Genomic DNA, 25,609 nt, shown 5'->3' on the forward strand with positions numbered 1-25,609 from the left:
CCTCGGAGGGCTGGGGCTAGGCGAGCGGGGTGACGGACTCGGCGGCCGCGACGATCGACCCGTCGGCGACCAGGGCGGCCACCTCCGCGATCTCGGGGGCCAGGTAGCGGTCGGGGCCGGGGCCGGCGACCTTCTCGCGCACGGCGCGCAGCACGGCGCCGGTGGCGGGCCCGGGCTCCAGCGGGGAGCGCAGGTCCAGGGCGCGGGCGGCGGTGAGCAGCTCCACGGCCAGCACGGTGGTGAGCCCGTCGACGGCGCGGCGCAGTTTGCGGGCGGCCGACCAGCCCATGGACACGTGGTCCTCCTGCATGGCCGAGCTGGGGATGGAGTCGACGCTGGCCGGCACGGCCAGGCGCTTGAGCTCGGAGACGATCGCGGCCTGGGTGTACTGGGCGATCATGTGGCCCGAGTCCACCCCGGGGTCGTCGGCGAGGAAGGCCGGGAGCCCGTGGGAGCGGGAGACGTCGAGCATGCGGTCGGTGCGGCGCTCGGCGATCGACGCGGTGTCGGCGACCGCGATGGCCAGGAAGTCCAGCACGTAGGCGACCGGCGCCCCGTGGAAGTTGCCGTTGGACTCCACACGGCCGTCGTCGAGCACCACCGGGTTGTCGATGACGCTGTCCAGTTCGCGCCCGGCCACGAGCAGGGCGTGGGACAGGGTGTCACGGGCGGCCCCGGCGACCTGCGGAGCGCAGCGCAGCGAGTAGGCGTCCTGGACACGGTTGCAGTCCGGGCCGCGGTGGGAGGCGACGATCGGCGAGTCCGCGAGCATCGCGCGCAGGTTGGTGGCGGAGGCGGCCTGCCCCGGGTGCGGGCGCAGGTGCTGGAGCTCCTCGGCGAAGACCCGGTCGGTGCCGAGCAGGGCCTCGACGCTCATGGCGGCGGTGATGTCGGCGACCTTGAGCAGGCGCTCCAGGTCCACGCAGGCCATGGACAGCATGCCCAGCATGCCGTCGGTGCCGTTGATGAGGGCCAGCCCCTCCTTGGCTCCGAGCTCGACGGGCCGGATGCCCGCCTCGGCCAGGGCCTCCCCAGCGTCCTTGAGCTCGCCGTCGGCGTCACGCACCCGCCCCTCGCCCATCAGGGCCAGGGCCACGTGGGACAGGGGCGCCAGGTCACCGGAGCAGCCCAGGCTGCCGTACTCGTGGACGATCGGGGTGATCCCGGCGTTGAGCAGGGCGGCCAGGGTCTCGACGGTGGCCACCTCGACCCCGGTGTTGCCCGAGGCCAGCGTGCGCAGACGCAGCAGCATCAGGGCGCGCACGACCTCGCGCTCCACCTCGGGGCCGGCCCCGGCGGCGTGCGAGCGGATGAGGGAGCGCTGGAGGCGGGCGCGCAGGTCGGGGGCGATGTGCCGGGTGGCCAGGGCGCCGAAACCGGTGCTGATCCCGTAGGCGGGGACCTCGCCCCGGGCGAGCGCCTCGACCTGTTCGCGGCCGTGGCGCACGGCCTTGCGGGTCTCCTCGCTGAGGATGACGTGGGCGCCGTCGCGGGCGACGGAGAGGACCTGGGCCGGGGTGAGCGGAGCACCGCCGACGGGCACGGAAGGAACTGCTGTGGACATGCCCCCATTCGACCCTGTCCGCGACCCCGCCGGAAGTGCCAACACGTGGGTTCTGTCCGAAATACCAGACAGCCGCGCCCGGGCCCTGTGGGAGCATCGGGACATGAGTGTTGTTCCGGCGGCCACGCGCGCGCTGCGGCTGCTTCGTTTCCTGGCCTCGCGGCCCGGGCCCGTGTCGGCTTCGGCGATCGCCAACGGGCTCGGGCTGCCCCGGTCCAGCGTCTACCAGCTCCTCGAGGCGATGGCCGAGGAGGGGTTCGTGACCCACCTGCCCGAGGACCGGCGGTGGGGGCTGGGGGTGGCGGCCTTCGAGATCGGGTCGGCGTACCTGCGCCACGACGGGATCGAGCGGTTGGCCCGCCCCCTGCTGCACCAGCTGACCGAGAGCACCGGGGCCACCGCGCACCTGGGAGTGCTGCACGGCGCGGACACCTTGTACCTGCTCAAGGAGCAGCCGCCGCACGCGCCCACGCTCATCACCGGGGTGGGGGTGCGCCTGCCCGCGCACCTGACCGCTTCGGGGCGGGCGATGCTGGCCCGGCTGCCGCGCGCCCAGGTGCGCGCCCTGTACCCGGACGCGGCGGCGTTCACCGACCGCACCGGTCGGGGGCCCGCCACCCCGGGGGAACTGCGCACGCTGCTGACCGAGGAGCGCCAGCAGGGGTGGGCGATCGAGAGCGGCCAGGTCACCGAGGGCTTCGTCTCGGTGGCGGCGGCCGCGTCGGACCACAACGGGCGCCCCGCGGCGGCGATCAGCCTGACCGTGCCCAGCGCACGGCCGGTCACCCCGCAGGCGCTGGCCGCGCGGGTGCGCGACGCGGCCGACGAGCTCACGCGCAGGCTCAACGGCCGGCCCGGCCCGCCCCCGCAGCCGTAGGCCCCGGCGGGTCCCGGAGCAGGTGGGCCCGGAGGCGTCCGGTCAGCGGTGGCGTGAGCGCAGCGGCCGGGTCCGCTCCACGACGGAGGGCAGGGGCGCGGTGCGCTCCACCATCTTGAGGATGTGTTCCTTGCGGTCGCGCGGCACCTGCACGTAGAACTGCGTGGCGGCGTCGGGGTCGACCTCCAGGTCGAGGCTCTCGGGGGTCTCCGCCCAACTGGGGAGTTCGGGGTCGGTGCGGTGGGTGTCCAGCGCGAACTCGATGAAGTAGGCGACCCTGCGGGTACCGATGTGCAGTTCGCGGATACGGCGGATCTCCGGCCAGGCGATGAAGGTGCCCTCACCGGAGAACCACCACTTGCGCTCCTGGAGCACGGTGATGCCGTCGCTGTCCGCGCTGATCCCCTGGCGGGTGATGCGCTGCGGCAGGCCCCGCACGAGGAAGACGTTGCTGCCGGGGCCGATGAAGAACATGACCAGGGCGGCGAACGCCCACAGCGTGACGGAGCTGACCGTGGTCTCCTCGCGCAGCACGTGCCAGAGCATGGAGCCCACCACGACCAGGAACCCCAGAGTGAGGGCACCGGAGAAGTAGGCCGCGGTCATCCACATACGCGCGTTGGGGCCGCGCAGGCTGACGTAGCGGCGCAGGTGGGACACGCTCGCGGGTGGCTGGGACAGGTCCGAGGGGACGCCCCGTGAGCCAGGGGAGGCGTCCGGTTGTTCGGGGGAGGCCATACCCCCATTCTTCCAAGGTTCCGAGGTGCTTGGTGCGGTGGCTCACCCCGCTTTGTCGTCTGTGTACGACCGTGTGCGGTCAATCCCGGCAAACACCTGATGTCCGACGCTCCCCGGCGCTACAGTCCTGTGCCATGAGGCGGAGCACACGAGAGTACGAGACCGCGCTCCTGGTGGACGGGGAGGTCCTGGTCATCGAGGGGATCGTCTACCAGGGGCAGACGATGCTCGACGAGGAGGGGGAGGAGCGGTTCGCGCCGTTGGAGCGTTGGGCCAAGGGGGTCGCCGAGAGCCTGGGGACAGCCGTGACCTGGCAGGCCAGGGCCAAGAACGAACCCGAGGCGCGGGGCACCGCGCGGCCGGGTGGGGGTTTTCAGAACCGCCTGGCGCTCTGAGCTCCGCACTTGGCGCACTGGAACTTGCGGTCGTCGCCGAGAATCCAGTCGTGGTCGCCGCCGGTAGGGCACGCTGACATCGACACCAACTCCTCAGGAAGGGGGCTTCGGGGGTGTGTCGGTCATCGTATTTCCCACCAACCACACCGGTCCCGAGAATGAGAAAGAATGCGCTTTCCTCATCTCTTCTGCGGTTCGCTCCCCCGGCCCCGGACACCCCGGACACACGTCGGGGCCCGTCACCGGATCTGGTCCGGTGACGGGCCCCGACGGAAGACCCGGAGAGAGAGCCGCTGAGCCCCTGAACCGCGGGCGGCCGCTCCCCCTGCGCCTAGTTCTGGGAGGCCTTCATGTGGGCCTCGACCGCGGCGCGGTCGGCACGGAGCTTGGCGAGGGCCTCATCGAGAATGAGCTTGCCCTCCTCCTCGCTCCGGCGCTCCTTCACGTACGCCAGGTGCGTCTTGTACGGCTCGGTACGCGGCGGCGAAGGCGGGTTGGCCTTGTCCTTGCCGGCGGGGAAACCGCAGCGCGGGCAGTCCCACTCGTCAGGGACCGCGGCTTCGCTGGCGAAGCTGGGGATGACCTCGTGCAAGTTCGCACAGTAGAACGGAACCCGAACGCGGGGAGCGGCCTCGCCCCGTTCCGCCTCGCCCATAGGACCGGCTCCGACTCGGCTGCCACGGATGGCACTGCCACTACCCACGAAAAACTCCTTCGGCGAACTCGCTGATTGACTCGGGCGAGATTGACTTGGACGAGGGGGCTTGCGGCCGATCGGCGCGCTACATTCCCCGGTTGATCAGCAGGCCGAGCACGACGGTCGCCACGATCCACGTGACCGCGAGGACGACGGTCATCCGGTCGAGGTTGCGCTCGACAACGGACGATCCTCCGAGCGAGGACGTGATACCACCGCCGAACATGTCGGACAGGCCGCCGCCCTTACCCTTGTGCATCAGCACGAGGAGGATCAGCAGCACACTGAGAAGCATCACGAAGATGGACAGACCGAGGATCACACGCTCACCCGTAGCTCGACCCCGCAGCGGGGGGATGGACACCTCGGTCCCCCTTTTCCCACCCGCACCAGCACCGGCAAGAGGGCACCGGATCGGGAGCGGGTCACGGAAGGAGGAGACCGGGGACGTTTTCGGATTTTACCGCGCCGGCGACGGCGCGGGAGGGGAAACCACGAGGCACGGGAATCCCCACAGCGAAGTCTAGCCCGAACAGGGCACCTGTCGGACACCCGGCCCGTCACCCCTGGACATCAGAGAGTGACCGGCCGGGTCATCCGAGACGTTTGGTCAGCCGTTCTCACCGAATCGGATCACCTTGGCGAACTCTTCGGCCTTCAGGCAGGCACCACCGACGAGGGCGCCGTCGACGTCCTCCTTGGCCATGATGCCGGGGGCGTTGTCACCCTTGACCGAGCCGCCGTAGAGCACGCGGACCGCACCGGAGACCTCGGAGGAGTACAGCTCGGCCAGGCGCCCGCGGATCGCGGCACAGACCTCCTGGGCGTCCTCGGGGGTGGCCACCTCGCCGGTGCCGATGGCCCACACGGGCTCGTAGGCGATGACGATCTTCTCGGCCTGCTCGGCCGGGATCTCCTTCAGGGCGCCGTCCAGCTGGGACAGGACGTGCTCGACCTGCTGCCCGGCCTTGCGCACCTCCAGGCCCTCGCCCACGCACAGGATCGGGACGATCCCGTTCTTGTAGGCGGCCTTGACCTTGGCGTTGACCAGGGCGTCGTCCTCGTTGTGGTACTCGCGGCGCTCGGAGTGGCCGACCAGGACGTAGGAGCACTCCAGCTTGGCGAGCATGGCGCCGGAGATCTCACCGGTGTAGGCGCCCTTGTCGTGGGCGGAGATGTCCTGGGCACCGAACCCGATGCGCAGCTTGTCACCGTCCACCAGCGTCTGCACGCTGCGCAGGTCGGTGAACGGCGGCAGGACGACGACCTCGGCGTTGTCGTAGTCCTTGTCCTTCAGGGCGAAGGCCAGCTTCTGGACGAGGGCGATCGCCTCGAAGTGGTTGTTGTTCATCTTCCAGTTGCCCGCGATGAGCGGCTGGCGCTTGGTCATCTGTGACTCTCTTCGAAATCGTCGGAGGAGGCTTGCTGCCCCTGGGCCTGAGCCACAGGGGGTTGCCGTTCGGGCGCCGGCAGGTGGTGTTGCAGGAAACCCGGGGAGGTGCCGGAGGTGGGATTGCCCGGGAAGTACCGTCGGCCGCCAGGCCGCCCGTTGAGGGCGGTGGCGGGCGACGGGTGGGCCAAAGCGAAGCGGAGGCCCAATCGAACACAGTCAGGCGAGGGCGTCGATACCGGGAAGGTCCTTGCCCTCCAGGTACTCCAGGCTGGCGCCGCCGCCGGTGGAGATGTGGCCGAAGGCCGCCTCGTCGAAGCCCAGGGCGCGCACGGCCGCGGCGGAGTCACCGCCGCCGACCACGGTGAAGGCACCCGAGTCGGTGAGGGCCTGGGCCAGGGCGCGCGTGCCGCCGGCGTAGGGGGCCATCTCGAACACGCCCATGGGGCCGTTCCAGAACACGGTGCGGGCGTCGGCCAGCTTCTCGGCGAAGAGCGCCTGGCTCTTGGGGCCGATGTCCAGGCCCATGCGGTCGGCCGGGATGGCGTCGACGCCGACGGCGTCGTGCGGGGCGTCGGCGGCGAACTTCTCGGCGGCCACGACGTCCACGGGCAGGACGATCTCCACACCCTCGCGCTCGGCGCGCTCCAGGTACTCGGTGACGACGGGGATCTGGTCGGTCTCCAGGAGGCTGGAACCGACCTCGTAGCCCTTGGCCTTGAGGAAGGTGAACACCATGCCGCCGCCGATGAGCAGACGGTCCGCGGTGCCGAGGAGGTTGTCGATGACGGCGAGCTTGTCGGAGACCTTGGAACCGCCCAGGGCCACGACGTAGGGGCGGTCCGGCGTCTCGGTGAGCTTCTTGAGCACCTCGACCTCGGCCAGGACCAGGCCGCCGACGGCGTGCGGGAGCTTGCCCGGCAGATCGAAGACGCTGGCGTGCTTGCGGTGCACGGCGCCGAAGGCGTCGCCCACGTACAGGTCGGCGAGCTGGGCGAAGCGGTCGGCGAGCTCTCCGCGCTCGGCGTCGTCCTTGCTGGTCTCACCGGGCTCGAAGCGCACGTTCTCCAGGAGCGCGACCTCACCGTCCCCGAGGGCCGCGGCGGTGGCGCGGGCGGACTCGCCCGCGGTGTCGGCGGCGAAGGCGACCTCGGTGCCGAGCAGCTCGCCCAGGCGGGTGGCGACGGGGCGCAGGGAGTACTGGGGGTCCGGGGCGCCCTTGGGGCGGCCCAGGTGGGCAGCGACGATGACGCGGGCCCCGCGCTCACGGAGCTCGGTGATGGTCGGCAGGGCCGCGCGGATGCGCCCGTCGTCGGTGATGCGGTCACCGTCCAGGGGCACGTTCAGGTCGGCCCGGACGAACACGCGCTTGCCGGAGACGTCGAGCTCGTCGATCGTCCGCATGCTGGTCTCCTCGTTGGGTTGTGAAGTCTGGGGGCCCCGGCCGGTGGGGCCGGGAAGGGGCGCGCACGCGACGGCACCCCTTCCGCGCGCGGGCGAAAGGGGTGCCGGGTCACGCGTCGGCGTCCACGGGTCTGGACCCGGTGGTTACAGGCTGGAGCCGACCAGCTTGGCCAGGTCGACCAGGCGGTTGGAGTAACCCCACTCGTTGTCGTACCAGCCGAGGATCTTGACCTGGTTGCCGGCGGCCATGGTCATGCCGGCGTCGAAGGTGCAGGAGGGCGAGGTACCGACGATGTCGGAGGAGACGATCTCGTCCTCGGTGTAGACCAGGACGTCCTTGAGCTCGCCCTCGGCGGCGGCCTTGAACGCGGCGTTGACCTCTTCCTTGGTGACCTCGCGGTCCAGGGTCACGACCAGGTCGGTGGCGGAGCCGTCCGGCACGGGGACGCGCATGGCCATGCCGTCCAGCTTGCCCGCGAGCTCGGGGATGACCAGGGCCGTGGCCTTGGCAGCACCCGTGCTGGTCGGGATGATGTTCTGCGCGGCCGCACGGGCGCGACGCAGGTCCTTGTGCGGGAAGTCCAGGATGACCTGGTCGTTGGTGTACGCGTGCACCGTGGTCATGAAGCCCTGCTGGATGCCGAAGGCGTCCTTGAGGACCTTCGCCATGGGCGCCACACAGTTGGTGGTGCAGGAGGCGTTGGAGATGACGTCGTGGTTGGCGGCGTCGTACTTGTCGTCGTTGACGCCCATCACGATGGTGATGTCCTCGCCCTTGGCCGGGGCGGAGATGATGACCTTCTTGGCACCGGCGGCGATGTGCTTCTTGGCGTCCTCGGCCTTGGTGAAGATACCGGTGGACTCGACGACGACGTCGACGTTCAGCTCGCCCCAGGGCAGCTGGGCGGGGTCGCGCTGGGCCAGGACCTTGATGGTCTTGTCGCCGACGCGGATGAAGTCGTCACCGACCTCGACGTCGCCCTCGAGGGTGCCGAGCACGGTGTCGTACTTGAGCAGGTGCGCGAGCGTCTTGGTGTCGGTGAGGTCGTTGACCGCGACGATTTCGATGTCGCTGCCGCCGGCGGCGACCGCTCGCCAGAAGTTACGGCCGATCCGACCGAAGCCGTTGACGCCTACACGGATGGTCACGGAACCAATCTCCTCATTTTGTCGCACAGCAGTTTCACCCGAGCGTGTGGCCGCTCCCGCGGGCCCGGACCGGTACGGTCCGGCACAACCGTGTTGAGCAGCGTGAACGCATAACAGGTGTTCACAAAGAGCCTAGCGGAGTGTCGGCGGGGAGCCGTTCTCGCCCCCGCCCGGCAATCCGTCGCCCCCTCGCGGATTCGCGACCATCCTGACACCGCTCGGCGAAGAGGTCTATACCATTTTCGGAAGTTATCCCGGAGTTTTCGCAGTTAACAAAGCCGAACATCGGTGTTGCGGTCGTGTTCCAGGGCACTCGTGCCCCGGCTCAGGGGTCGCACGCCCTCAGGGCACCAGCATGTCAGGAGTGAGGTTCGCCTCGGTCCCCTCGATGCCCAGGTCGCTGGCCCGCTTGTCCGCCATGGCCAACAGCCTGCGGATACGCCCCGCGATCGCGTCCTTGGTCAGCGGCGGGACCGACAGCTGCCCCAGCTCCTCCAGGGACGCCTGCTTGTGCGCCAGGCGCAGCTGGCCGGCGGCCACCAGGTGCTTGGGCGCGTCCTCGCCCAGGATCTCCAGGGCCCGCTCCACCCGCGCGCCGGCGGCGACCGCGGCCCGGGCGCTGCGCCGCAGGTTGGCGTCGTCGAAGTTGGCGAGCCGGTTCGCGGTGGCCCGCACCTCCCGGCGCATCCGGCGCTCCTCCCAGGCCAGGACGCTCTGGTGGGCGCCCAGCAGGGTCAGCAGCGCACCGATGGAGTCGCCGTCGCGCACCACCACCCGGTCCACACCGCGCACCTCACGGGCCTTGGCGTGCACCTTCAGGCGGCGGGCCGCACCGACCAGGGCCAGCGCGGCCTCCGGACCCGGGCAGGTGACCTCCAGCGACATCGAGCGGCCCGGCTCGGTCAGGGAGCCGTGCGCGATGAAGGCGCCGCGCCAGGCGGACTCGGAGTCGCAGGCGCCACCCGCCACCACGTGCCGGGGCAGGCCGCGCACCGGGCGCCCGTTGTTGTCGACCAGACCGGTCTGGCGGGCCAGGGACTCGCCGTCCTTGATCACCCGCACCACGTACCGGTTGCCCTTGCGCAGGCCGCTCGGGGAGAGCACGACGACCTCGGACTCGTGGCCGAAGACCTCCGAGATGTCCTTGCGCAGCCGACGGGCGGCGGCCCCCGTGTCGAGTTCGGCCTCGATCACGATCCGACCGCCCACGAGGTGAAGGCCTCCGGTGAACCGCAGGATGGTGGACACCTCCGCCTTGCGGCAGCATGGCTTGAGAATCGCCAGCCGGCTCAACTCGTCCTTCACCACGCCGGTCATCGCCATCGCTGCGATCCTCCCCTTGAACTGGCAGAACACCGGCGCCGCACACCCTGGCACCGGGGGTGCCGCCACGGGGCTCTGCCACGGGCGGCTGTCTCGCTGCAGACTACGTGACGCGGGCCTTTACGCCGACCCCCGCACGGCGTGTCGTCGATCCCCCCGCCCTGCTCAGAGGCGGCGTGTCGGCCTTCGTGACGGTGTGCGGTCAATTGCTCCCGGCGTCCGGGGAGGTGAGCAGCGACTCCAGGTGGTCGCGGAGGACGACCGCGTGGTTGTGCTCGGTGTCCCGGGCCGCGTAGAGCAGTGTGACCGGCCCCTCACGCGCGGCCGCCAGGATCGGTTCGAGCACTTCGGGTCTGCGCTCCAGTTCGGCGAGGTAGCGCCGGGCGAACTCAGCGAAGCGGTCCGGGTCGTGCCCGAACCAGGTGCGCAGCTCCCGGCTGGGCGCGACGTCCTTGAGCCAGGGGCACCCGGCGACCTCGCTCCTGCGCACCCCGCGCGGCCAGAGCCGGTCCACGAGGAACCGGGGCCCGGGCGGGGGATCCTGCCCCCGCCCGGGGTGCTCCTCGGCACGTACCTCGTCATAGACGCGTTCCAGACGGATGCGGTGATCGGCCATGGGACGCCCCTTCCCGGAAGCGGGTCACCCCCAACCCGGTCCGGCCCCAACAGTCAGTCGTCCGCCCGGCCCACCAGGATCCGCTCCAGGGCGGTGGCCAGCTTGTCGGAGTCGTGCCGGGGGGTGCCGTCCCCGCGGTTCAGGTCGGCCAGTTCCAGACGGCCGCCGAGTTCGCCCACCACCGAGGTCAGCGGAGCGGCGTCCTCCACCGTCCCGGTGTCGGCCAGCACCACGTCCACCCCCAGCTTGGGCGCGTGCTCGCGCAACACCTCGAGGTAGGTCTCGGGGCGGAAGCCCTCGGTCTCCCCCTTCTGCGGTGACAGGTTCAACGCCACCAACCGCTTGGCCTTCGTGGTGACCAGGGCGTGGGCCAGCTCGGGGACCAGCAGGTGCGGGAGCACACTGGTGAACCAGGACCCGGGGCCGAACACCACCCAGTCGGCCTCGCGCACGGCCTTGACCGCCTGCGGGCTGGCCGGCGGGTCCTCGGGGATCAGCGAGATGGAGCGCACCCGGCCGTTGGTGCTGGCACAGGCCACCTGGCCACGCACCGTGGTGATCTCCTCGGGCCTGGCCGGATCGACCCCCGACACCTCAGCGGAGATCTCCAACGGCACCGAGGACATCGGCAGGACCCGGCCGTGGGCGCCCAGCAGCTGCCCCACCCAGTCCAGGCCGGCCACCGAGTCGCCCAGGAGCTCCCAGAGCGCGACGATCAGCAGGTTGCCCACGGCGTGACCGTGCAGGTCACCCTCCGAGCGGAACCGGTGCTGGAGCACCTGGCTCCAGGTGTGCCCCCATTCGTCGTCCCCGCACAGCGCGGCCAGGGCCATCCTCAGGTCCCCGGGCGGAAGCACGCCCAGTTCCTCGCGCAACCGGCCACTGGAACCGCCGTCGTCCGCGACCGTCACGATCGCGGTGACGTCCGTGGTCACCCTGCGCAGCGCCGACAACGAGGCGTGCAGGCCGTGCCCGCCCCCCAGCGCGACCACCCGGGGCGGACGCGAGGCGTCCTCCCCGTCCGGAGCGGTGCTCTTCGACATGCCTCTGGCCTGCCTCCCCTATGCGGCGGACGCGTCGGACCGCACCCCCGAAGGGGCGTGCGAACGGCCGGACCACGCCCCCGACCCGCCGTGCGTACCAGTCCCCTTGACGGGCCGACACCTTCAATGACCGGGCCAATGTAAGGGAAGACGCCACTCTTGGCGATTCGGTTCACCCCGCGGACCGGGCCGGCCTCACGTCCCGTTCACTCCCGGCCCACGTCCCGGTGGACGACGTGCACGTCCACGTCCTGCCCGCGCAGGCGGTCGGCGAACTGTTCGGCCATGGCGACACTGCGGTGCTTGCCGCCGGTACAGCCCACCGCCAGGGTCATGTAGTGCTTGCCCTCGCGCTGGTATCCGGCGATGGTCAGCTTCAGGACCTCCGAGTACGCCTCCAGCATCTCCTTGGCGCCGTCCTGCGAGAGCACGTAGTCGCGGACCGGCTCGTCGCGGCCGTTCATCGGCCTGAGGTCGGGCACCCAGTGCGGGTTGGGGAGGAAGCGGCAGTCCAGGACCAGGTCGGCGTCGACCGGAAGACCGTGCTTGAACCCGAAGGAGACCACGTTGGCGCGCGGGCGCACCTCGTCGCTCTCCCCGAAGAACCCGATCACCCGGGCCTTGAGCTGGTGCACGTTCAGCTGCGAGGTGTCGATGACCAGGTCGGCCTCGCCGCGGATGGCGCGCAGGGTCTCGCGCTCGCGGGTGATGCCGTCGGTCACGCGGCCGTCACCCTGGAGGGGGTGGGGGCGGCGCACCCCCTCGAACCTGCGGACCAGGGCGTCGTCCCCGGCCTCCAGGTAGAGCACCCGCGCGGTGATGTCGCGCTTGCGCAGCTCCTCCACCGTGGACAGCAGGTCCTCTGTGAAAGCGAGTGAACGCACGTCCACCACCACCGCGACCCGCGGCACCGCCCCGTGGGTGCGGCCCGCCAGTTCGATCATCGTCGGCAGCAGGCCCGGCGGCAGGTTGTCCACCACGAACCAGTCCAGGTCCTCCAGGGCCCTGGCCGCCGTACTTCGGCCCGCACCGGACATCCCGGTGACGACGACCACCTCGGGTGGCAGTTCCCCACCCAGTTCGACCGTCATATGTCTCCTCCCCCGTCTTCGCTCTGCTCTGCCGTCACCCCGTCACCCTCCGCACCCTTCCGGCCGGGGCCACCGGACAGGTGTGCGTGCACGGACTCGGCCAGCTTGGGGCCGATCCCGGGCACCGCGGCGATCTCCTCGGCGCTCGCCGAGGCCAGTCGTTTCACCGAACCGAACTCCTTGATGAGGGCCGTCCTGCGCGCCGGGCCGAGCCCCGGGAGCTCGTCCAGACTGCTACCGGTGAGCGCCTTGGCGCGCTTTTGCCGGTGGTACTGGATGGCGAAGCGGTGTGCCTCGTCGCGCACGCGCTGGAGCAGGTAGAGGCCCTCACCGGCACGCGGAAGGATCACCGGGTCCTCGTCGTCGGGCAACCACACCTCCTCCAGGCGCTTGGCCAGCCCGCACACCGCCACGTCCTCGATCCCGAGCTCGTCCAGCGCGCGCCGCGCCGCCTCGGCCTGGGGCCGGGCGCCGTCCACCACCACAAGGTTAGGCGGGTAGGCGAACTTGCCGGGGGCCGGCTCCTCCTCGGACCCGGACCGGCCCGCCCCCGTCGGCTCGTCCGGGCCGCCGCCCATACGGGCCACCTCACCGGAGCGGGCGCTCTCCTCCAGGTAACGGCGGAACCGCCGTTTGACCACCTCGTACATGGCGGCGACGTCGTGCTGCTCGGCCCCTCCGGCCCCGCTGCCGCGCACCGAGAAACGCCGGTACTCGGACTTGCGGGCCAGGCCGTCCTCGAAGACCACCATCGAGGCCACCACGTGCTCGCCCTGCAGGTTGGAGATGTCGAAGCACTCGATGCGCAACGGCGCCTCGGGCAGCTCCAGCGCCTCCTGGATCTCGTTGAGGGCGCGGCCGCGGGTGCTCAGGTCCCCGGCACGGTGGGTCTTGTGCCGGGCCAGCGCCTCGCGGGCGTTCTTGTCGACGGTCTCCATGAGGGACTTCTTGTCGCCGCGCCGGGGCACGCGCAGGTCCACCGCGGAACCGCGGTGCCCGGACAGCCAGCTCGCCACGGCCTCGGCCTCCTCGGGTTCGTGTGAGACCAGGACCTCACGCGGCACGGAGGTGCCGGTGCCCTCGGTCTCCTCCGCACCGTCCAGGGCGCCGTAGAGCTGGCGCAGGAAGGTCTGCATCAGCTCCCCCGGGCCGGCGTCGGTGACCTTGTCCACCACGTATCCGCGCTGACCGCGGATCCGGCCGCCGCGCACGTGGAAGATCTGGACCGCGGCCTCCAAGGGGTCGTCGGCCATCGCGATGACGTCGCAGTCGGTGGAGTCGGGCAGGACCACGGCCTGTTTCTCCAGGGCGGCGCGCAGGGCCCCGATGTCGTCGCGGATGCGCGCGGCCCGCTCGTACTCCATCTCCTCGGCCGCCTCGGTCATCCGGCCCTCCAGCTCGCGGATGAAGCGTCCGGTGTCACCGGCCAGGAACGAGCAGAAGTCCTCCACCAGGGCACGGTGCTCCTGGGGGTCGGCCTTGCCCACGCACGGGGCCACGCACTTGCCGATGTAACCGAGCAGGCAGGGGCGGCCGCTGTTGCGCGCTCCGCGGAAGACCCCGGCCGAGCAGGTGCGCACCGGGAAGACCCGCAGCAGCAGGTCGACGGTCTCGCGGATGGCCCAGGCGTGCGAGTAGGGACCGAAGTAGCGCACACCCTTGCGTTTGGCCCCCCGCATCACCTGGACTCGGGGGAACTCCTCGTTGAGGGTCACCGCCAGATAGGGGTAGCTCTTGTCGTCGCGGTACTTGACGTTGAAGCGCGGGTCGTACTGCTTGATCCAGGAGTACTCCAGCTGGAGGGCCTCGACCTCGGTGCCGACGATCGTCCAGTCGACGTCGGCGGCGGTGGAGACCATCTGCTGGGTCCGGGGGTGCAGCCCGGCGAAGTCGCGGAAGTAGGACGACAGCCTCGACCGCAGGTTCTTGGCCTTGCCCACGTAGATCACCCGGTCCGAGGCGTCCCGGAAGCGGTAGACGCCCGGTTCGGTCGGGATGGAGCCGGGGGCGGGGCGCAGGTGAGGAGTCGCAGCCATGCACCCATTCTGGTGTGTCCCGGGGACAGACGGCCACCCGCCCGCGCGGAGCGCTCCGTGGAGCGGGTCACTCCGGCACGAACTGTTCAACCAAACGTCACGATTGGATATCTGGATGGTCTAGGTTGGGCAGGTACAGCCGAACTACCCGACATGAACGGTAAGGGGGTCCTTCGTCGTGTCTGCGTCCCAATGGATCGCGATCGGTATCGCCGTCGCGGTCGCAATGACCCTGGTCTTCGTGGTCCAGTGGCTGCTCAACCACAAACTGGGCAAGGTCTGGCCGATGGCCCGCCACGTGGTCTCGCGCTCGGCGGTCACCGCCTACACGGCCGCCGCGGTCGCCGGTGCCAACCTGGCGCTCCCCAGCCGGGGGGACGTGCCCTGGAGCACCTTCCAGACCATCGACCACGCGATGACGATCCTGATGATCGGCACCCTCACCGCGCTGATCCTCAGCCTGGCGTACGCGGCCACCGACATGGTCCTGGACCGCCTGTCGGTGCGCAACGGCGACGCCGACCGCCGGGCCCGCCGGCTCCAGACCCAGGTGCGCCTGCTGCGCCGGGTCATCACCTCCGTCGTCGTCGTCCTGGCGATCGCCGCCATCCTGTTCACCTTCGACGGGGTCCGAGCACTCGGCGCCGGTCTTCTGGCCTCGGCCGGTGTGATCGGTATCGTCGCCGGTGTGGCCGCCCAGTCCACGCTGAGCAACCTGTTCGCCGGACTCCAGCTGGCCTTCAGCGACGCCCTGCGCATCGGCGACGTCGTCGTGGTCGAGGGCGAGTGGGGCCGGGTCGAGGAGCTCAGCCTGGTCAACGTCACCATCAAGATCTGGGACGAGCGCCGCCTGGTCGTGCCGGTGGCCAACTTCACCACCACCAGCTTCGAGAACTGGACCAAGTCCGGCACCAACATCACCGCCAAGGTGCAGCTGCCCCTGGACTGGGAAGTGCCCATCGCCGAGCTGCGCGAGGAGACGGGCCGCCTGATCACCTCCAGCGACCACTGGGACGGGCGCAGCTGGTCCTGCCAGGTCGTGGACATCACCGCGACCGGCGAGGTCATGGTCCGCGTGGTGGCCAGCGCCTCCGACACCGGCAACCAGTGGAACATCGCCTGCGAGATCCGCGAACACCTGATCACCTGGCTGGTCGAGAACTACCCGGAGTCCCTGCCGCGCAACCGCACCGAGTTCGTCACCGGCGCCCCGGACATCGACTCCGACTACGCCGCGCAGTTCCCCACCTCCGCGTTCCGCCGGGCCACCGCCGCCTCCGGCGCGGTCCACGACAGCAGCAACGGTACGGCGCAGTCGGGCAACTCCGAAGAGGTCTGACCGCCCCTCGCACCGCCCCGGGAACACGGTTCGCACCGGGACAACGACACACACGACGGAGCCCGCCGATGCGCATCGGCGGGCTCCGTCGTTTCCCGGTCCCGCTCAGTCCAGGATGATGTCGGTGCCGTCGATCGTGACGGTGAACGGCTCCAGGGGCGCCTGGGCCGGTCCGGCCAGCGGCTCCCCCGAGACCATGTCGAACTCACTGCCGTGGCACAGGCAGCGGATCACCTGGTCCTCGACCTCCTGGACCGTGCAGCCGCCATGGGTGCAGGCCGCGCTGAAGGCCTTGTACTCGCCCTCCTCGGGCTGGGTGACCACCAGCTTGCTGTGGCTGAACACCGCTCCGCCGCCCTCCGGCACGTCCGTGGTCTGACCGACCACCTGACCGCGCCGAACCTCCTGAGGGGCGGGAGGCTCGCCACAAGCGCTCACAGCGGACACGGCGGCGGCCGCCCCCGCCGTACCGAGCAGGCGTCGCCTGCTCACCCCGCACCCGCATGTCCTCTTTCCGGCCACGACCGAACGCTCCTCACCTGCGCCTGAATTCCACTACGAACTGTAGTAGGCCGGTCGAGGTGCCCTGCACCGCCCCCGGTCAGGGCCGACCGGGGTACCCGTCCGGCGGCAGGTGGCCCTCCGGCGGGTACGGCTGCCCGTAGCCCTCCGCGGGCGGTGCCGACGGATACCGGCCGTGGCCCTGGCGGGGCGGCGGGTACGCCTCGGCCTGCCCGTAGTACTGGGAGGGGGCGGCGTACGGGGAATGATCGGCCCGGTGGTGGCCCGTCGCGGGCCCTGCCTCGGGCCAGTAGAGGGCGGTCGCCTCGGCCTTGAGGATCACCGCGTGGGAGCGCCCGAACTGGGCCACCCGCACCCGGACCCGACGCCCCGGCTCCAGGAAGCCCTTCCAGCCGTAGGTGGAACGGCACGCGGCCCTCTCCGGGTCGCGAGAACGCGGCGGCGGAGCGGGCACGGTCCTCGGGGCCGACCGCCGTACGCGGCTCTGTGGAAACTCGGTTCTCGGCGGGACGAGAAGGATTCAACCGGTAGGACAGGCGGATCGGCAAGGAGAAGGGCTGTTCCGTCCGCTGGTGGTCAGCGGGTGAACTCCAGGCAGAACGGGTGGCCGGCGGGGTCGGCGTAGACCCGGTACAGGTTCGCGCTGTCCTCCTCGACCACGGCCAGCAGCTCGGCGCCCATGGCCAGGACCCGCTCCTGGGCGGCTTCGATGTCCTCGACCCCGATCTCGAAATGCGCCTGCTGGGGACGCTCCGGATCCGGCCAGGCCGGGGGCCGGTGGTCCTCGACCTGCTGGAAGTCGATGGCCGGGCGGGTCCCGTCACTGATCTGGGCCCAGTCGGCCTCCCTCTTCGTGACGGGCCACCCGAGGAGAGCGGAGTAGAAGTCGGCGAGGGCGTTGGCGTCCGGGCAGTCGAGGGTGACGGCGCGCAAGTGTCCGATCATGCGCCACAGCCTTCCGGACGGGCCCGGACCCCACCACGGGTTTTCCCCGGGGCCCGGGCGGGAAAGGCGAACGCCCGCGCGGTGGCCGTGGGGCCGCCGCGCGGGCGGTGGTGCGCCGAAGGCGTCCGTTGAGGGCGGTGGTGGGCGACGGGCGGGCGGTGCTGCGCCGAAGGCGTCCGTCGAGGGCGCTAGAGCAGCTTGGCCAGGAACTGGCCCGTGTAGGACTCCGCTACCGCGGCGACCTCCTCGGGGGTGCCCTCGGCCACGAGCGTGCCGCCGCCGGAGCCGCCCTCGGGGCCCATGTCGATGACGTGGTCGGCGGTCTTGATCACGTCGAGGTTGTGCTCGATGACGATCACCGTGTTCCCGGTGTCGGTCAGCCGGTTGAGCACGCCCAGGAGCTTGCGGATGTCCTCGAAGTGCAGACCCGTGGTGGGCTCGTCGAGCACGTACACGGTCCGGCCGGTGGAGCGGCGCTGGAGCTCGGCGGCGAGCTTGACCCGCTGCGCCTCACCGCCCGACAGCGTGGTGGCGGGCTGGCCGAGGCGCACGTAGCCCAGACCGACGTCGGCCAGGGTCTGCAGGTGGCGGCGGATCGCGTTGACCGGCTCGAAGAACTCCAGGGCCTCCGAGATCGGCATGTCCAGCACCTCGGAGATGTTCTTGCCCTTGTACTTCACCTGGAGGGTCTCCCGGTTGTACCGGGCCCCGTGGCAGACCTCGCAGGGCACGTACACGTCCGGCAGGAACTGCATCTCGATCTTGAGCGTGCCGTCACCGGAGCAGGCCTCGCAGCGGCCGCCCTTGACGTTGAAGGAGAACCGGCCCGGCTGGTATCCGCGCGTCTTGGCGTCGGTGGTCTGCGCGAACAGCTTGCGCACGTGGTCGAAGACCCCGGAGTAGGTCGCCGGGTTGGAGCGCGGGGTACGGCCGATCGGGCTCTGGTCGACGTGCACCACCTTGTCGACCTTGTTCATGCCGTTGACCCGCAGGTGGCGGCCGGGCACGCTGCGCGCCCCGTTCAGCTCCTTGGCCAGGGCCTTGTACAGGATCTCGTTGACCAGCGTGGACTTGCCCGAACCGGACACGCCGGTGACCGCGGTGAACACACCCAGCGGGAAGGCCACGTCGATGCCGTGGAGGTTGTTCTCCCGGGCGCCCCGGACCACGAGCTCGTGCCCCTTGGTGAGCGGGCGCCGTGAGGCGGGCAGCTCGATGACGCGCCGCCCGGCCAGGTAGTCACCGGTCATCGACTCGGTCGAGGTCAGCAGTTCGTCGACGATGCCCGAGACCACGACGTGGCCGCCGTGCTCGCCCGCGCCGGGACCGATGTCCACGACCCAGTCGGCGGCCCGGATGGTGTCCTCGTCGTGTTCGACCACGATGAGGGTGTTGCCGATGTCGCGCAGCCGCTGGAGGGTCTCCAGCAGGCGGGCGTTGTCGCGCTGGTGCAGGCCGATGGAGGGCTCGTCCAGGACGTAGAGGACGCCCACCAGGCCGGAACCGATCTGGGTGGCCAGCCGGATGCGCTGGGCCTCACCGCCCGAGAGCGAACCCGAGGAGCGGGCCAGGCTGAGGTAGTCCAGCCCCACGTCCAGCAGGAAGCCGAGCCGGGCGTTGATCTCCTTGAGCACCTGCGCGGCGATGACCATGTCGCGGTCGGAGAGCGTGAGGTCGGCCAGGAACCGGGCGCTCTCGCTGAGCGGCATCGAGGCGACCTCGGCGATGGATCTGCCGCCCACCGTCACCGCCAGCACGACCGGCTTGAGGCGGGTCCCCTCACAGGTCGGGCAGGGCACCGAGCGCATGTAGCCCTCGAGCCGCTCACGGGTGTGGTCGCTCTCCACCTCGGAGTGGCGGCGCTTGACCCAGGGCACCACGCCCTCGAACTCGGTGTAGTAGGAGCGGTTGCGCCCGTACCGGTTGCGGTAGCTGACGTGGACCTGGGTGTCGTGGCCCTCCAGGATCGCCTTGCGCGCACGGCGCGGCAGGCGCTCCCAGGAGGTGTCGGTGTCGAAGCCCACGGCCTCGCCCAGCGCCTTGAGGATGCGCTCCCAGTAGCCGCCGTTGGGCCCGCCCGACCAGGGGGCGATGGCGCCCTCGGCCAGGGTCCTCTCGGGGTCGGGGACCAGCAGCTCGGCGTCGACCTCCATGCGCGTTCCCAGCCCCGAGCAGTCGGCGCAGGCGCCGTAGGGGGCGTTGAAGGAGAAGGAGCGCGGTTCGAGCTGCTCGAAGGAGAGGTCGTCGTAGGGGCAGTACAGGTGCTCGGAGAAGACCTTCTCGCGCTCGGGGTCGTCGGACTCCAGGTCCACGAAGTCCAGGATGATGGTGCCCCCGGCCAGCTTCAGAGCGGTCTCGACCGAGTCGGTGAGCCGCCCGCCCGCGCCTGGCTTGACGCTGAGCCGGTCCACGACCACGGCGATGTCGTGCTTGTCGTAGCGGCCGAGTTTGGGCGCCTCGTCCAGCCGGACCGCCTGGCCGTCGACGACGGCGCGCGTGTAGCCCTTGGACTGCAGGTCCTTGAAGAGTTCGACGTACTCGCCCTTGCGGCCGCGCACGACCGGGGCGAGCACCTGGAAGCGGGTGCCCTCGGTCATCTCCATGACCCGGTCGACGATCTGCTGCGGCGTCTGCCGGGCGATCTCGCGGTGGCACTCCGGACAGTGCGGGACTCCCACGCGGGCCCAGAGCAGGCGCAGGTAGTCGTAGACCTCGGTGATGGTGCCGACCGTGGAGCGGGGGTTGCGGCTGGTCGACTTCTGGTCGATGGACACCGCGGGCGAGAGCCCTTCGATGAAGTCGACGTCGGGCTTGTCCATCTGCCCCAGGAACTGGCGGGCGTACGCCGAGAGGGACTCGACGTAGCGGCGCTGCCCCTCGGCGAAGATCGTGTCGAAGGCAAGCGAGGACTTGCCCGAACCGGACAGACCGGTGAACACGATCATGGAGTCGCGCGGCAGGTCCAGGGACACGTCCTTGAGGTTGTGCTCCCGTGCTCCACGGACCACGAGTTGTTCGACCATCGAGTGAGACATCCTTCGGCTCTGACGCACAGGACGTGGACCACGTCGCGAGACGTCGGTGGACCCGTGTGTGGCTTCGCGGTAGGGCGGTCGCAGGCCCCTCGGGGCCGCCGCGGCCCCGGAACCGGGCCGCTGAGGGACGGAGGCGGCTGACACGCCTGCCCGTCCGACAAGACTAACGATCGCCTGTGACGGTTTCTTCCAACACACAAAAGTGGTGGTGCCCATGACGCTCAGGCGTCAGGACACCACCACTATAAACGAACAGTCGTTCGAACGAGGTGGGTTCGAACAGATCCCGGGCGCCGGTTCGGCGGTCGGCCTCCCCCGGGCCCGAGACCGGCCGGGATCAGGAGCGGTCGGCCGTGACATCCTCGTCGTCGCGGCCGGTGACCGCTTCGGCCCCACGGCGCTTGTCGACACCGGACTTGATCAGGCTGCCGACGATGGTGACGGTCATGATGCCCAGGATGACGGTCAGCGAGAGGCCGATGCCGACCTCCATCACGTGCACGCCGTTCTCGTGCAGCGCGTGCAGGATCATCTTCACGCCGATGAACACCATGATCGCGGACAGGCCCCAGCTGATGTAGGCGAGGCGGTCCATCAGGCCGGCCAGCAGGAAGTACAGCTGGCGCAGACCCATCAGGGCGAAGGCGTTGGCGGTGAAGACGATGTAGGCGTCCTGGGTCAGACCGAAGATGGCCGGGATGGAGTCGACGGCGAAGACCAGGTCGATGACGCCGATGGCGACGATCACCAGCAGCATCGGGGTCACGTGGCGGCGGCCGTCGAGCTTCACGGTCAGGTGGGCGCCGTGGTAGTCCTTCGTCACCGGCCAGAAGCGCTTCACCAGGCGCACGACCGGCGTCTGCGTGAAGTCCTTCTCCTCTTCGTCGCCCTTGACGTGGTCACGGACGATCTTGTAACCGGTGTAGATGAGGAAGACACCGAAGAGGTAGAAGACCTCACTCCAGGCGTTGATGACCTGGGCGCCCAGGACGATGAAGACGCCGCGCATCACGATCGCGATGACGATGCCGACGAGCAGGACCTCGTGCTGGTACTTCTTCGGAACCGCGAAGGCGGTCATCAGAAGGTAGAACACGAAGAGGTTGTCGATGCTCAGGCTCTTCTCGGTGACGAACCCGGCGAAGTACTCGGCGCCCGAGGTCGAGTTGCCGAAGTACATCACTCCGAAGCCGAACACGATGGCGATGCCGATGTAGAAGGCGGCCCACCAGGAGGCCTGCTTGATCCCGAATTCCTTGGGACCCTTGGTCTTGCTCCACGGGCGGTCGACGATCACAAGATCCAGAGCCAGGATCAGGATCATGGCTGCGATCGTGGCAGCCCAGACCCACAGGGGAACGTTCACGGACGGATTCTCCTCCGGTTGGTGCGCGCGAGCGTTTTGCACGCACAGCGATTAACCGGAGGTCTCTCCCGCTCACGCCCAGAAGGCGTAAACCGACGGAACCGGGAATACGCCGTTGTATTCCGTGATGACGGCACCGCCGCGACAGGGATACTCCCCTCACGTGGTGAAGCAGGCGCAGAAAGCGCACCTGCACAGGATACGCCATCCGAACCGGTCCCCAGCATGCCATCGAAGACCTCTCTGGGGAAGTCACCCGCGCGGAGGCACCCACCACTCCGTGAGGACACATCTTCCCCACCCGCCGGACACCCCCGGCGGACCCGCCCTTCCGGGACCACCACCCCGGAAGGGACACCCCCGGCACCCCGCTCACCACCGGGCCACCACCTTGTACACCGAGCACGCGGCCTCCACCGCGTCCTCCTCCGTGGGCAGCCCCCTGGCCGTCTCCCGGGACCGTGTCCGCAGGTCGGCGGCGAGCACCGGATCATCCAGCACCCGCCCGACCGCCGCCGCGAACGCCTCGGGATCCCCGGCCGGCACCATCAGGACCGTCCCCGCGTACAGGTCGGGGATACCGCCCACCCGCGTGGCCACCACCGGCAGCCCCGCCCGCAGCGCCTCCATGATCACCAGCGAGGGCCCCTCCCACTGGCTCGTGAGACAGAAGACGTCCGCCGCGGCCAACAGGTCCGCCACGTCCGCGCGGTGCCCCAGCATCCGCACGTCCACGTCCATCTCCGCGGCGGTGTCGTGCAGCTCCCCCCACAGCGGACCGTCCCCCGCGATCGCCACGACCGGCTCGGGCACCCGGTCGGCGATCACCGGGGCCGCCGCCAACAGCATGTCCAGCCCCTTCTGCTCCGCGAGCCGGGCCACCGTCAACAGCAGCGGCCGCTCCGGCTCCACCGCCAGGTCCGCCCGGGTCTCCTCCCGCCCCTTCAGCGGCCGACCCGTGTCCGGGGCCGCGACCACCGCCATCCGCGCGTCCCGCGCCCCCGCCCCACGCAACCGGTGCACCAGGTCTCCGGAGACCCCCAGGACCACGTCGGCCCGCGACGCCACCACACGCTCCAGCACCGGGTAGACCGCCCCCAGGGCGCCCTCCACCACGGGCGGGGCGTTGTGCGCGGTGACCACCAGCGGACGCGCCCCCGCCAACGCGCACAGGGCACCGGCGCGCAGCCCGTGCGCGTGCACCACGTCGGCGCCGCGCAGCAGGGCACGCATCCGCAGCACCGCCCCGGGATCGCCCAAGGAGGGCGAAGGCCCGATCCGGACCGGGGAGAAGCGCATCCCCGACGACGAGAACCCGAACTCCCGCTCGGCCGAGGGCGGCCCGACCACCGCCACCCGGAACCCCCTGCGGAGCAGCCCCTCCCCCAGCGAGCGGACATGGCGGCCCACCCCTCCGCTGACGGTCCCCACGACCAACGCCACCCTGCCGTTCACCGCGTCCCCCTCCTGCGTTCACGTATGTTCCGAGCACGGTCGGCCACCGTGCGCAGCACGGAGCGGTCCACACAGGCCGCGACCGCACCGAAGACCACCAACGCCACGGCACCCGCCGCGGCGCAGTTCAGCACCGCCCCCCAGATCCCGCCGCCCCGAGGGCCCAGCACCCCCCAGGCTCCCTCCAGCACCTCGGCGACCACCCGCCCGGCGACCCAACCCGCACCGCCCGCCACCAGCGCCGCGACCAGGGCGCGGGCCAACCCGGCCAGGGACGCGCGCCCGTGGGCGCGCACCACCCCCACCCACAGCAGGACGGCGGCCAGGCTGAGCCCCGTCGTGGTCGCCGCGCCCAGCCCGGCGATGGACCACCCCGACGGCAGAACCCACACCAACCCCACCGCACACACCATCACCACGACCCAGCCCGCCACCTGAGCGGTGGCGGCGCGGCGCCCGTGGTGCGAGGCGTACAGCGCCCGGCTGAGCAGCGCCACCAACCCGAAACCCACGACACCCGGAGCGTAGGCCAGCAGGGCGCGCTCCAGCGGCGGCGGGTCCAACTGGGCGAAGACCAGCGCGATCGGCCCGGCCGCCGCCGCCAGTGCCGTACCCACTCCGGCCGTGACCACCACACAGGCCCGCGCGCTCCCCGACAGCAGCCGGGCGAACCCCTCCCGGTCCTGCTCGGCGTCGGAGACCGCCAGCGCGGTGAACGCGCTGGTCGCGATGGGAACGGCGATCACCCCGTAGGGCAGGGTGAACAGCGCCCAGGCGTAGCTGTAGAGCACCGCCGCACCCGCTCCCCCGCCCCAGTTGGCCAACGCGACCGAGAGCAGCAGACACACCTGCATGGCCGCCAACGGCAGCAGGGACGCCATCGCCAGGGCCCGCACCCGCTCCCCCACACCCGGCGGGAAGGTGAAGCGCGGACGCAACCGGATCCGCAGCCCCCGGGCCGGGCCCAGGACCGTGAGGAAGAGCGCCGCCACCCCGGCCGTGGTGCCCAGGGAGAGCACCAGCTCGGCCGACAGCGGCAGGGAGCCGATGTCCTGCCGGTGCCCGGCACCCAAAGGCACGAACGCCAGGTAGGCGGCGATGACCACCAGGCTCGACACCAGCGGCGCCAGGGCCGGCGCCAGGAACCGGCGGTGCGACTGGAGCACCCCGTACAGCACCGCCGCCAGCCCGTAGAAGACGACCTGGGGCGCGAACACCACCAGCATGCGCGCGGCCAGGCCGACCAGCGCCTCCCGGTCACAGCCGGTCCCCGCCCCCAGCATCAGGGTCATCGCCGGAACCGAGGCCAGCGCCAGCAGTGCGGCCAGGGGCAGCGACAGCAACAGGACCCAGGTGACCAGAGCGGAAGCGGTGTGCCGGACCTGCTCGTGGTCGCCCCGCTCGACCGCCGCGGCCAGCACCGGAACGACCATGGCGGTCAGGGCACCGCCGATGACGATCTCGAACAGCACCGCGGGGAGCTGGTTCGCGGTGACGTAGGCGGTGCCCAGACAGGTGTCGCCGACGGTCTGGGAGAAGACGACGGTACGACCGAACCCGGCCAGCCGGGCGCCCACGGTGACCACCGCGATGAGCGCCGCCGCCGTGGCGACCCCGCGGGTCACCCCGGAGCCGGGGACACTGCCGGTCGCCGCGCCCGCGGAACACGCTCCGGCCCGCCTTCGACCGCGCCCCGCGGCGCCGTCCCCTCGGCCGCCGCGGACCCGGTCGCGCGGGGGTCGGTGTCCACACGCCCCCACCGGTCCAGGCGGCGCAACACGGGAACGCCGTCGATCACCGCGGAGAAGCTGGTGCGCTCGCTGAGCAGGGTCAGGCCGACCACCCCGCCCAGCAGGGCCAGGCGCGCCGGGAGCGGGGCCCTGGCCGCGGCGGCCACACCCAGGGCGGCGCCGAGCGCGTTGGCCCCGGAGTCTCCGAGCATCGAACGTTCGGCGAGGTCGTCGGGGAGCAGGGCGGCCGCGGCCCCCAGCACCGGTCCGACCAGCGGCGCGGCCGGAGAGGCCAGCGCGGGGGCCGAAGCCAGCAGAGCGAACTTCACGGCCCGCCCGGGGCGCAGGTCGAACAGGTTCACCAGGTTGGCGCTGGCCGCGATCAGGGCACCGTCCACCAGCGTGTCCAGCGGCCCCTTGCGCAGCAGGAACGCGGCGGCGAGCCCGGTCGCCCCGATCCCCGCCATCTTGACCGCTCCGGTGGTGACCTCCCCGTGGGCGAGCGCCCCCAGGTGCCCGCGCAGCCCCTTGGCCCGAGCGGACCCGGCCAGGTCGTCGTAGGCGCCGAAGGCCGCGGAGCCGGCGGCCGCGAGGGCCGCGGCGGCGCGCACGCGCGGGGTCAGTCCGGGGGCGAGCACACAGGCCGCGCACACCCCCGAGGCCAGGGCCGGCCCTTCCTGGAGGGTGACGGCGCGGCCTCGGAAGTTGACGCGCTGCCAGGTCCGGGACCGCTCGCCCTCCCGGTCGAGCAACCGGTAGGCGGAACGGGCGGCCAGAGCGCCGAGGGCCGCTCCGTTCAGCCCCCGGACCGCATGGGAGGCCATGGAGGCGGCCCCGGCGGCCAACGGGGACCGGACGGCGCCGCGGGTGGAGACACGGGTGGTCGCACGCATC

The 25,609-nt window shown here is 71.0% G+C and carries 23 protein-coding genes; 3 read left to right on the forward strand and 20 right to left on the reverse strand.

The genetic code is table 11. From position 1 onward, the window contains the following. Positions 1–16: 16 nt before the first annotated feature. Positions 17–1,564 carry a histidine ammonia-lyase gene (hutH, locus tag D458_RS0126715; RefSeq protein ID WP_026119709.1) on the reverse strand — a complete coding sequence of 516 codons (1,548 nt, stop codon included), beginning with the start codon at positions 1,562–1,564 and terminating at the stop codon, positions 17–19. A gap of 103 nt (positions 1,565–1,667) precedes the next feature. Here hutH and D458_RS0126720 point away from each other — a divergent pair, with 103 nt between their 5' ends. Continuing rightward, entirely contained in the window at positions 1,668–2,441 is a 774-nt protein-coding gene (locus D458_RS0126720; protein ID WP_017589782.1) for an IclR family transcriptional regulator, read from the forward strand. 42 nt (positions 2,442–2,483) lie between these two features. Here D458_RS0126720 and D458_RS0126725 read toward each other — a convergent pair whose 3' ends face one another. Further along, positions 2,484–3,179: a hypothetical protein gene (locus D458_RS0126725; RefSeq protein WP_017589783.1), complete on the reverse strand. Its 696-nt coding sequence runs from the start codon at positions 3,177–3,179 to the stop codon at positions 2,484–2,486. A gap of 134 nt (positions 3,180–3,313) precedes the next feature. On the opposite strand from D458_RS0126725, the gene D458_RS0126730 reads away from it, so the two are divergent. Then, positions 3,314–3,574, forward strand: coding sequence for a hypothetical protein (locus D458_RS0126730; RefSeq protein WP_017589784.1), 261 nt, complete (start codon positions 3,314–3,316; stop codon positions 3,572–3,574). A gap of 331 nt (positions 3,575–3,905) precedes the next feature. Here D458_RS0126730 and D458_RS0126735 read toward each other — a convergent pair whose 3' ends face one another. The 10 genes from D458_RS0126735 to uvrC form a co-directional block, all read right to left on the reverse strand. Beyond that, entirely contained in the window at positions 3,906–4,277 is a 372-nt protein-coding gene (locus D458_RS0126735; protein ID WP_083927594.1) for an RNA polymerase-binding protein RbpA, read from the reverse strand. A gap of 79 nt (positions 4,278–4,356) precedes the next feature. Further along, positions 4,357–4,593, reverse strand: coding sequence for a preprotein translocase subunit SecG (secG, locus tag D458_RS0126740; RefSeq protein ID WP_017589785.1), 237 nt, complete (start codon positions 4,591–4,593; stop codon positions 4,357–4,359). A 288-nt stretch (positions 4,594–4,881) separates the two neighbouring features. Beyond that, on the reverse strand, positions 4,882–5,661 hold the full coding sequence (gene tpiA, locus D458_RS0126745; RefSeq protein ID WP_017589786.1) for a triose-phosphate isomerase: 780 nt from the start codon (positions 5,659–5,661) through the stop codon (positions 4,882–4,884). A 219-nt stretch (positions 5,662–5,880) separates the two neighbouring features. Further along, positions 5,881–7,065: a phosphoglycerate kinase gene (locus tag D458_RS0126750; protein ID WP_017589787.1), complete on the reverse strand. Its 1,185-nt coding sequence runs from the start codon at positions 7,063–7,065 to the stop codon at positions 5,881–5,883. A gap of 144 nt (positions 7,066–7,209) precedes the next feature. Beyond that, positions 7,210–8,214 (reverse strand): type I glyceraldehyde-3-phosphate dehydrogenase, encoded by a 1,005-nt coding sequence (gap, locus tag D458_RS0126755; protein ID WP_017589788.1) that lies wholly within the window; start codon positions 8,212–8,214, stop codon positions 7,210–7,212. 342 nt (positions 8,215–8,556) lie between these two features. Further along, positions 8,557–9,537, reverse strand: a complete 981-nt coding sequence (gene whiA / locus D458_RS0126760; protein WP_017546454.1) for a DNA-binding protein WhiA — start codon at positions 9,535–9,537, stop codon at positions 8,557–8,559. Positions 9,538–9,739: 202 nt separating this feature from the next. Continuing rightward, a complete protein-coding gene (locus D458_RS0126765) occupies positions 9,740–10,153 on the reverse strand; it encodes a DUF488 domain-containing protein (protein WP_017589789.1) in 414 nt (137 codons plus the stop codon). 53 nt (positions 10,154–10,206) lie between these two features. After that, the gene (locus D458_RS0126770) at positions 10,207–11,196 is read right to left on the reverse strand and encodes a gluconeogenesis factor YvcK family protein (protein WP_017589790.1); all 990 of its coding nucleotides are present in this window, start codon (positions 11,194–11,196) and stop codon (positions 10,207–10,209) included. A gap of 206 nt (positions 11,197–11,402) precedes the next feature. Then, on the reverse strand, positions 11,403–12,287 hold the full coding sequence (gene rapZ / locus D458_RS0126775; RefSeq protein ID WP_017589791.1) for an RNase adapter RapZ: 885 nt from the start codon (positions 12,285–12,287) through the stop codon (positions 11,403–11,405). Next, the gene (gene uvrC, locus D458_RS0126780) at positions 12,284–14,323 is read right to left on the reverse strand and encodes an excinuclease ABC subunit UvrC (protein ID WP_017589792.1); all 2,040 of its coding nucleotides are present in this window, start codon (positions 14,321–14,323) and stop codon (positions 12,284–12,286) included. The genes rapZ and uvrC overlap by 4 nt, the downstream gene beginning before the upstream one ends. Positions 14,324–14,501: 178 nt before the next feature. Here uvrC and D458_RS0126785 point away from each other — a divergent pair, with 178 nt between their 5' ends. After that, a complete protein-coding gene (locus tag D458_RS0126785; protein WP_026119710.1) occupies positions 14,502–15,662 on the forward strand; it encodes a mechanosensitive ion channel family protein in 1,161 nt (386 codons plus the stop codon). A 105-nt stretch (positions 15,663–15,767) separates the two neighbouring features. Here the strand turns inward: D458_RS0126785 and D458_RS0126790 are convergent, their stop codons facing one another. The 8 genes from D458_RS0126790 to D458_RS34340 form a co-directional block, all read right to left on the reverse strand. Then, positions 15,768–16,154 carry a Rieske (2Fe-2S) protein gene (locus D458_RS0126790; RefSeq protein WP_026119711.1) on the reverse strand — a complete coding sequence of 129 codons (387 nt, stop codon included), beginning with the start codon at positions 16,152–16,154 and terminating at the stop codon, positions 15,768–15,770. A gap of 109 nt (positions 16,155–16,263) precedes the next feature. After that, positions 16,264–16,638: a hypothetical protein gene (locus D458_RS0126795; protein ID WP_152521253.1), complete on the reverse strand. Its 375-nt coding sequence runs from the start codon at positions 16,636–16,638 to the stop codon at positions 16,264–16,266. Positions 16,639–16,760: 122 nt separating this feature from the next. Then, positions 16,761–17,129, reverse strand: coding sequence for a VOC family protein (locus D458_RS0126800; RefSeq protein WP_017589796.1), 369 nt, complete (start codon positions 17,127–17,129; stop codon positions 16,761–16,763). Positions 17,130–17,317: 188 nt separating this feature from the next. After that, positions 17,318–20,152, reverse strand: a complete 2,835-nt coding sequence (uvrA, locus tag D458_RS0126805; RefSeq protein ID WP_017589797.1) for an excinuclease ABC subunit UvrA — start codon at positions 20,150–20,152, stop codon at positions 17,318–17,320. 349 nt (positions 20,153–20,501) lie between these two features. Beyond that, positions 20,502–21,530 (reverse strand): TerC family protein, encoded by a 1,029-nt coding sequence (locus D458_RS0126810; RefSeq protein ID WP_017589798.1) that lies wholly within the window; start codon positions 21,528–21,530, stop codon positions 20,502–20,504. A gap of 372 nt (positions 21,531–21,902) precedes the next feature. Then, positions 21,903–22,985: a glycosyltransferase family 4 protein gene (locus tag D458_RS0126815; RefSeq protein ID WP_017589799.1), complete on the reverse strand. Its 1,083-nt coding sequence runs from the start codon at positions 22,983–22,985 to the stop codon at positions 21,903–21,905. After that, positions 22,982–24,610: a murein biosynthesis integral membrane protein MurJ gene (gene murJ / locus D458_RS0126820; protein WP_017589800.1), complete on the reverse strand. Its 1,629-nt coding sequence runs from the start codon at positions 24,608–24,610 to the stop codon at positions 22,982–22,984. Before murJ ends, D458_RS0126815 begins: the two co-directional genes overlap by 4 nt. Beyond that, the gene (locus D458_RS34340; protein ID WP_017589801.1) at positions 24,607–25,608 is read right to left on the reverse strand and encodes a hypothetical protein; all 1,002 of its coding nucleotides are present in this window, start codon (positions 25,606–25,608) and stop codon (positions 24,607–24,609) included. Before D458_RS34340 ends, murJ begins: the two co-directional genes overlap by 4 nt. Between the last annotated feature and the right edge of the window lies 1 nt (position 25,609).

The sequence above is a fragment of the Nocardiopsis ganjiahuensis DSM 45031 genome, assembly GCF_000341085.1.
Taxonomy (GTDB): Bacteria; Actinomycetota; Actinomycetes; order Streptosporangiales; family Streptosporangiaceae; genus Nocardiopsis; species Nocardiopsis ganjiahuensis.

Bases quoted from the DNA above. Each gene is read 5' to 3' on its own strand.
- hutH (WP_026119709.1), bottom strand. From the start codon at position 1,564: ATGTCCACAGCAGTTCCTTCCGTGCCCGTCGGCGGTGCTCCGCTCACC.
- D458_RS0126720 (WP_017589782.1), top strand. From the start codon at position 1,668: ATGAGTGTTGTTCCGGCGGCCACGCGCGCGCTGCGGCTGCTTCGTTTC.
- D458_RS0126725 (WP_017589783.1), bottom strand. From the start codon at position 3,179: ATGGCCTCCCCCGAACAACCGGACGCCTCCCCTGGCTCACGGGGCGTC.
- D458_RS0126730 (WP_017589784.1), top strand. From the start codon at position 3,314: ATGAGGCGGAGCACACGAGAGTACGAGACCGCGCTCCTGGTGGACGGG.
- tpiA (WP_017589786.1), bottom strand. From the start codon at position 5,661: ATGACCAAGCGCCAGCCGCTCATCGCGGGCAACTGGAAGATGAACAAC.
- D458_RS0126750 (WP_017589787.1), bottom strand. From the start codon at position 7,065: ATGCGGACGATCGACGAGCTCGACGTCTCCGGCAAGCGCGTGTTCGTC.
- whiA (WP_017546454.1), bottom strand. From the start codon at position 9,537: ATGGCGATGACCGGCGTGGTGAAGGACGAGTTGAGCCGGCTGGCGATT.
- D458_RS0126765 (WP_017589789.1), bottom strand. From the start codon at position 10,153: ATGGCCGATCACCGCATCCGTCTGGAACGCGTCTATGACGAGGTACGT.
- D458_RS0126770 (WP_017589790.1), bottom strand. From the start codon at position 11,196: ATGTCGAAGAGCACCGCTCCGGACGGGGAGGACGCCTCGCGTCCGCCC.
- rapZ (WP_017589791.1), bottom strand. From the start codon at position 12,287: ATGACGGTCGAACTGGGTGGGGAACTGCCACCCGAGGTGGTCGTCGTC.
- uvrC (WP_017589792.1), bottom strand. From the start codon at position 14,323: ATGGCTGCGACTCCTCACCTGCGCCCCGCCCCCGGCTCCATCCCGACC.
- D458_RS0126800 (WP_017589796.1), bottom strand. From the start codon at position 17,129: ATGATCGGACACTTGCGCGCCGTCACCCTCGACTGCCCGGACGCCAAC.
- uvrA (WP_017589797.1), bottom strand. From the start codon at position 20,152: ATGGTCGAACAACTCGTGGTCCGTGGAGCACGGGAGCACAACCTCAAG.
- D458_RS34340 (WP_017589801.1), bottom strand. From the start codon at position 25,608: ATGCGTGCGACCACCCGTGTCTCCACCCGCGGCGCCGTCCGGTCCCCG.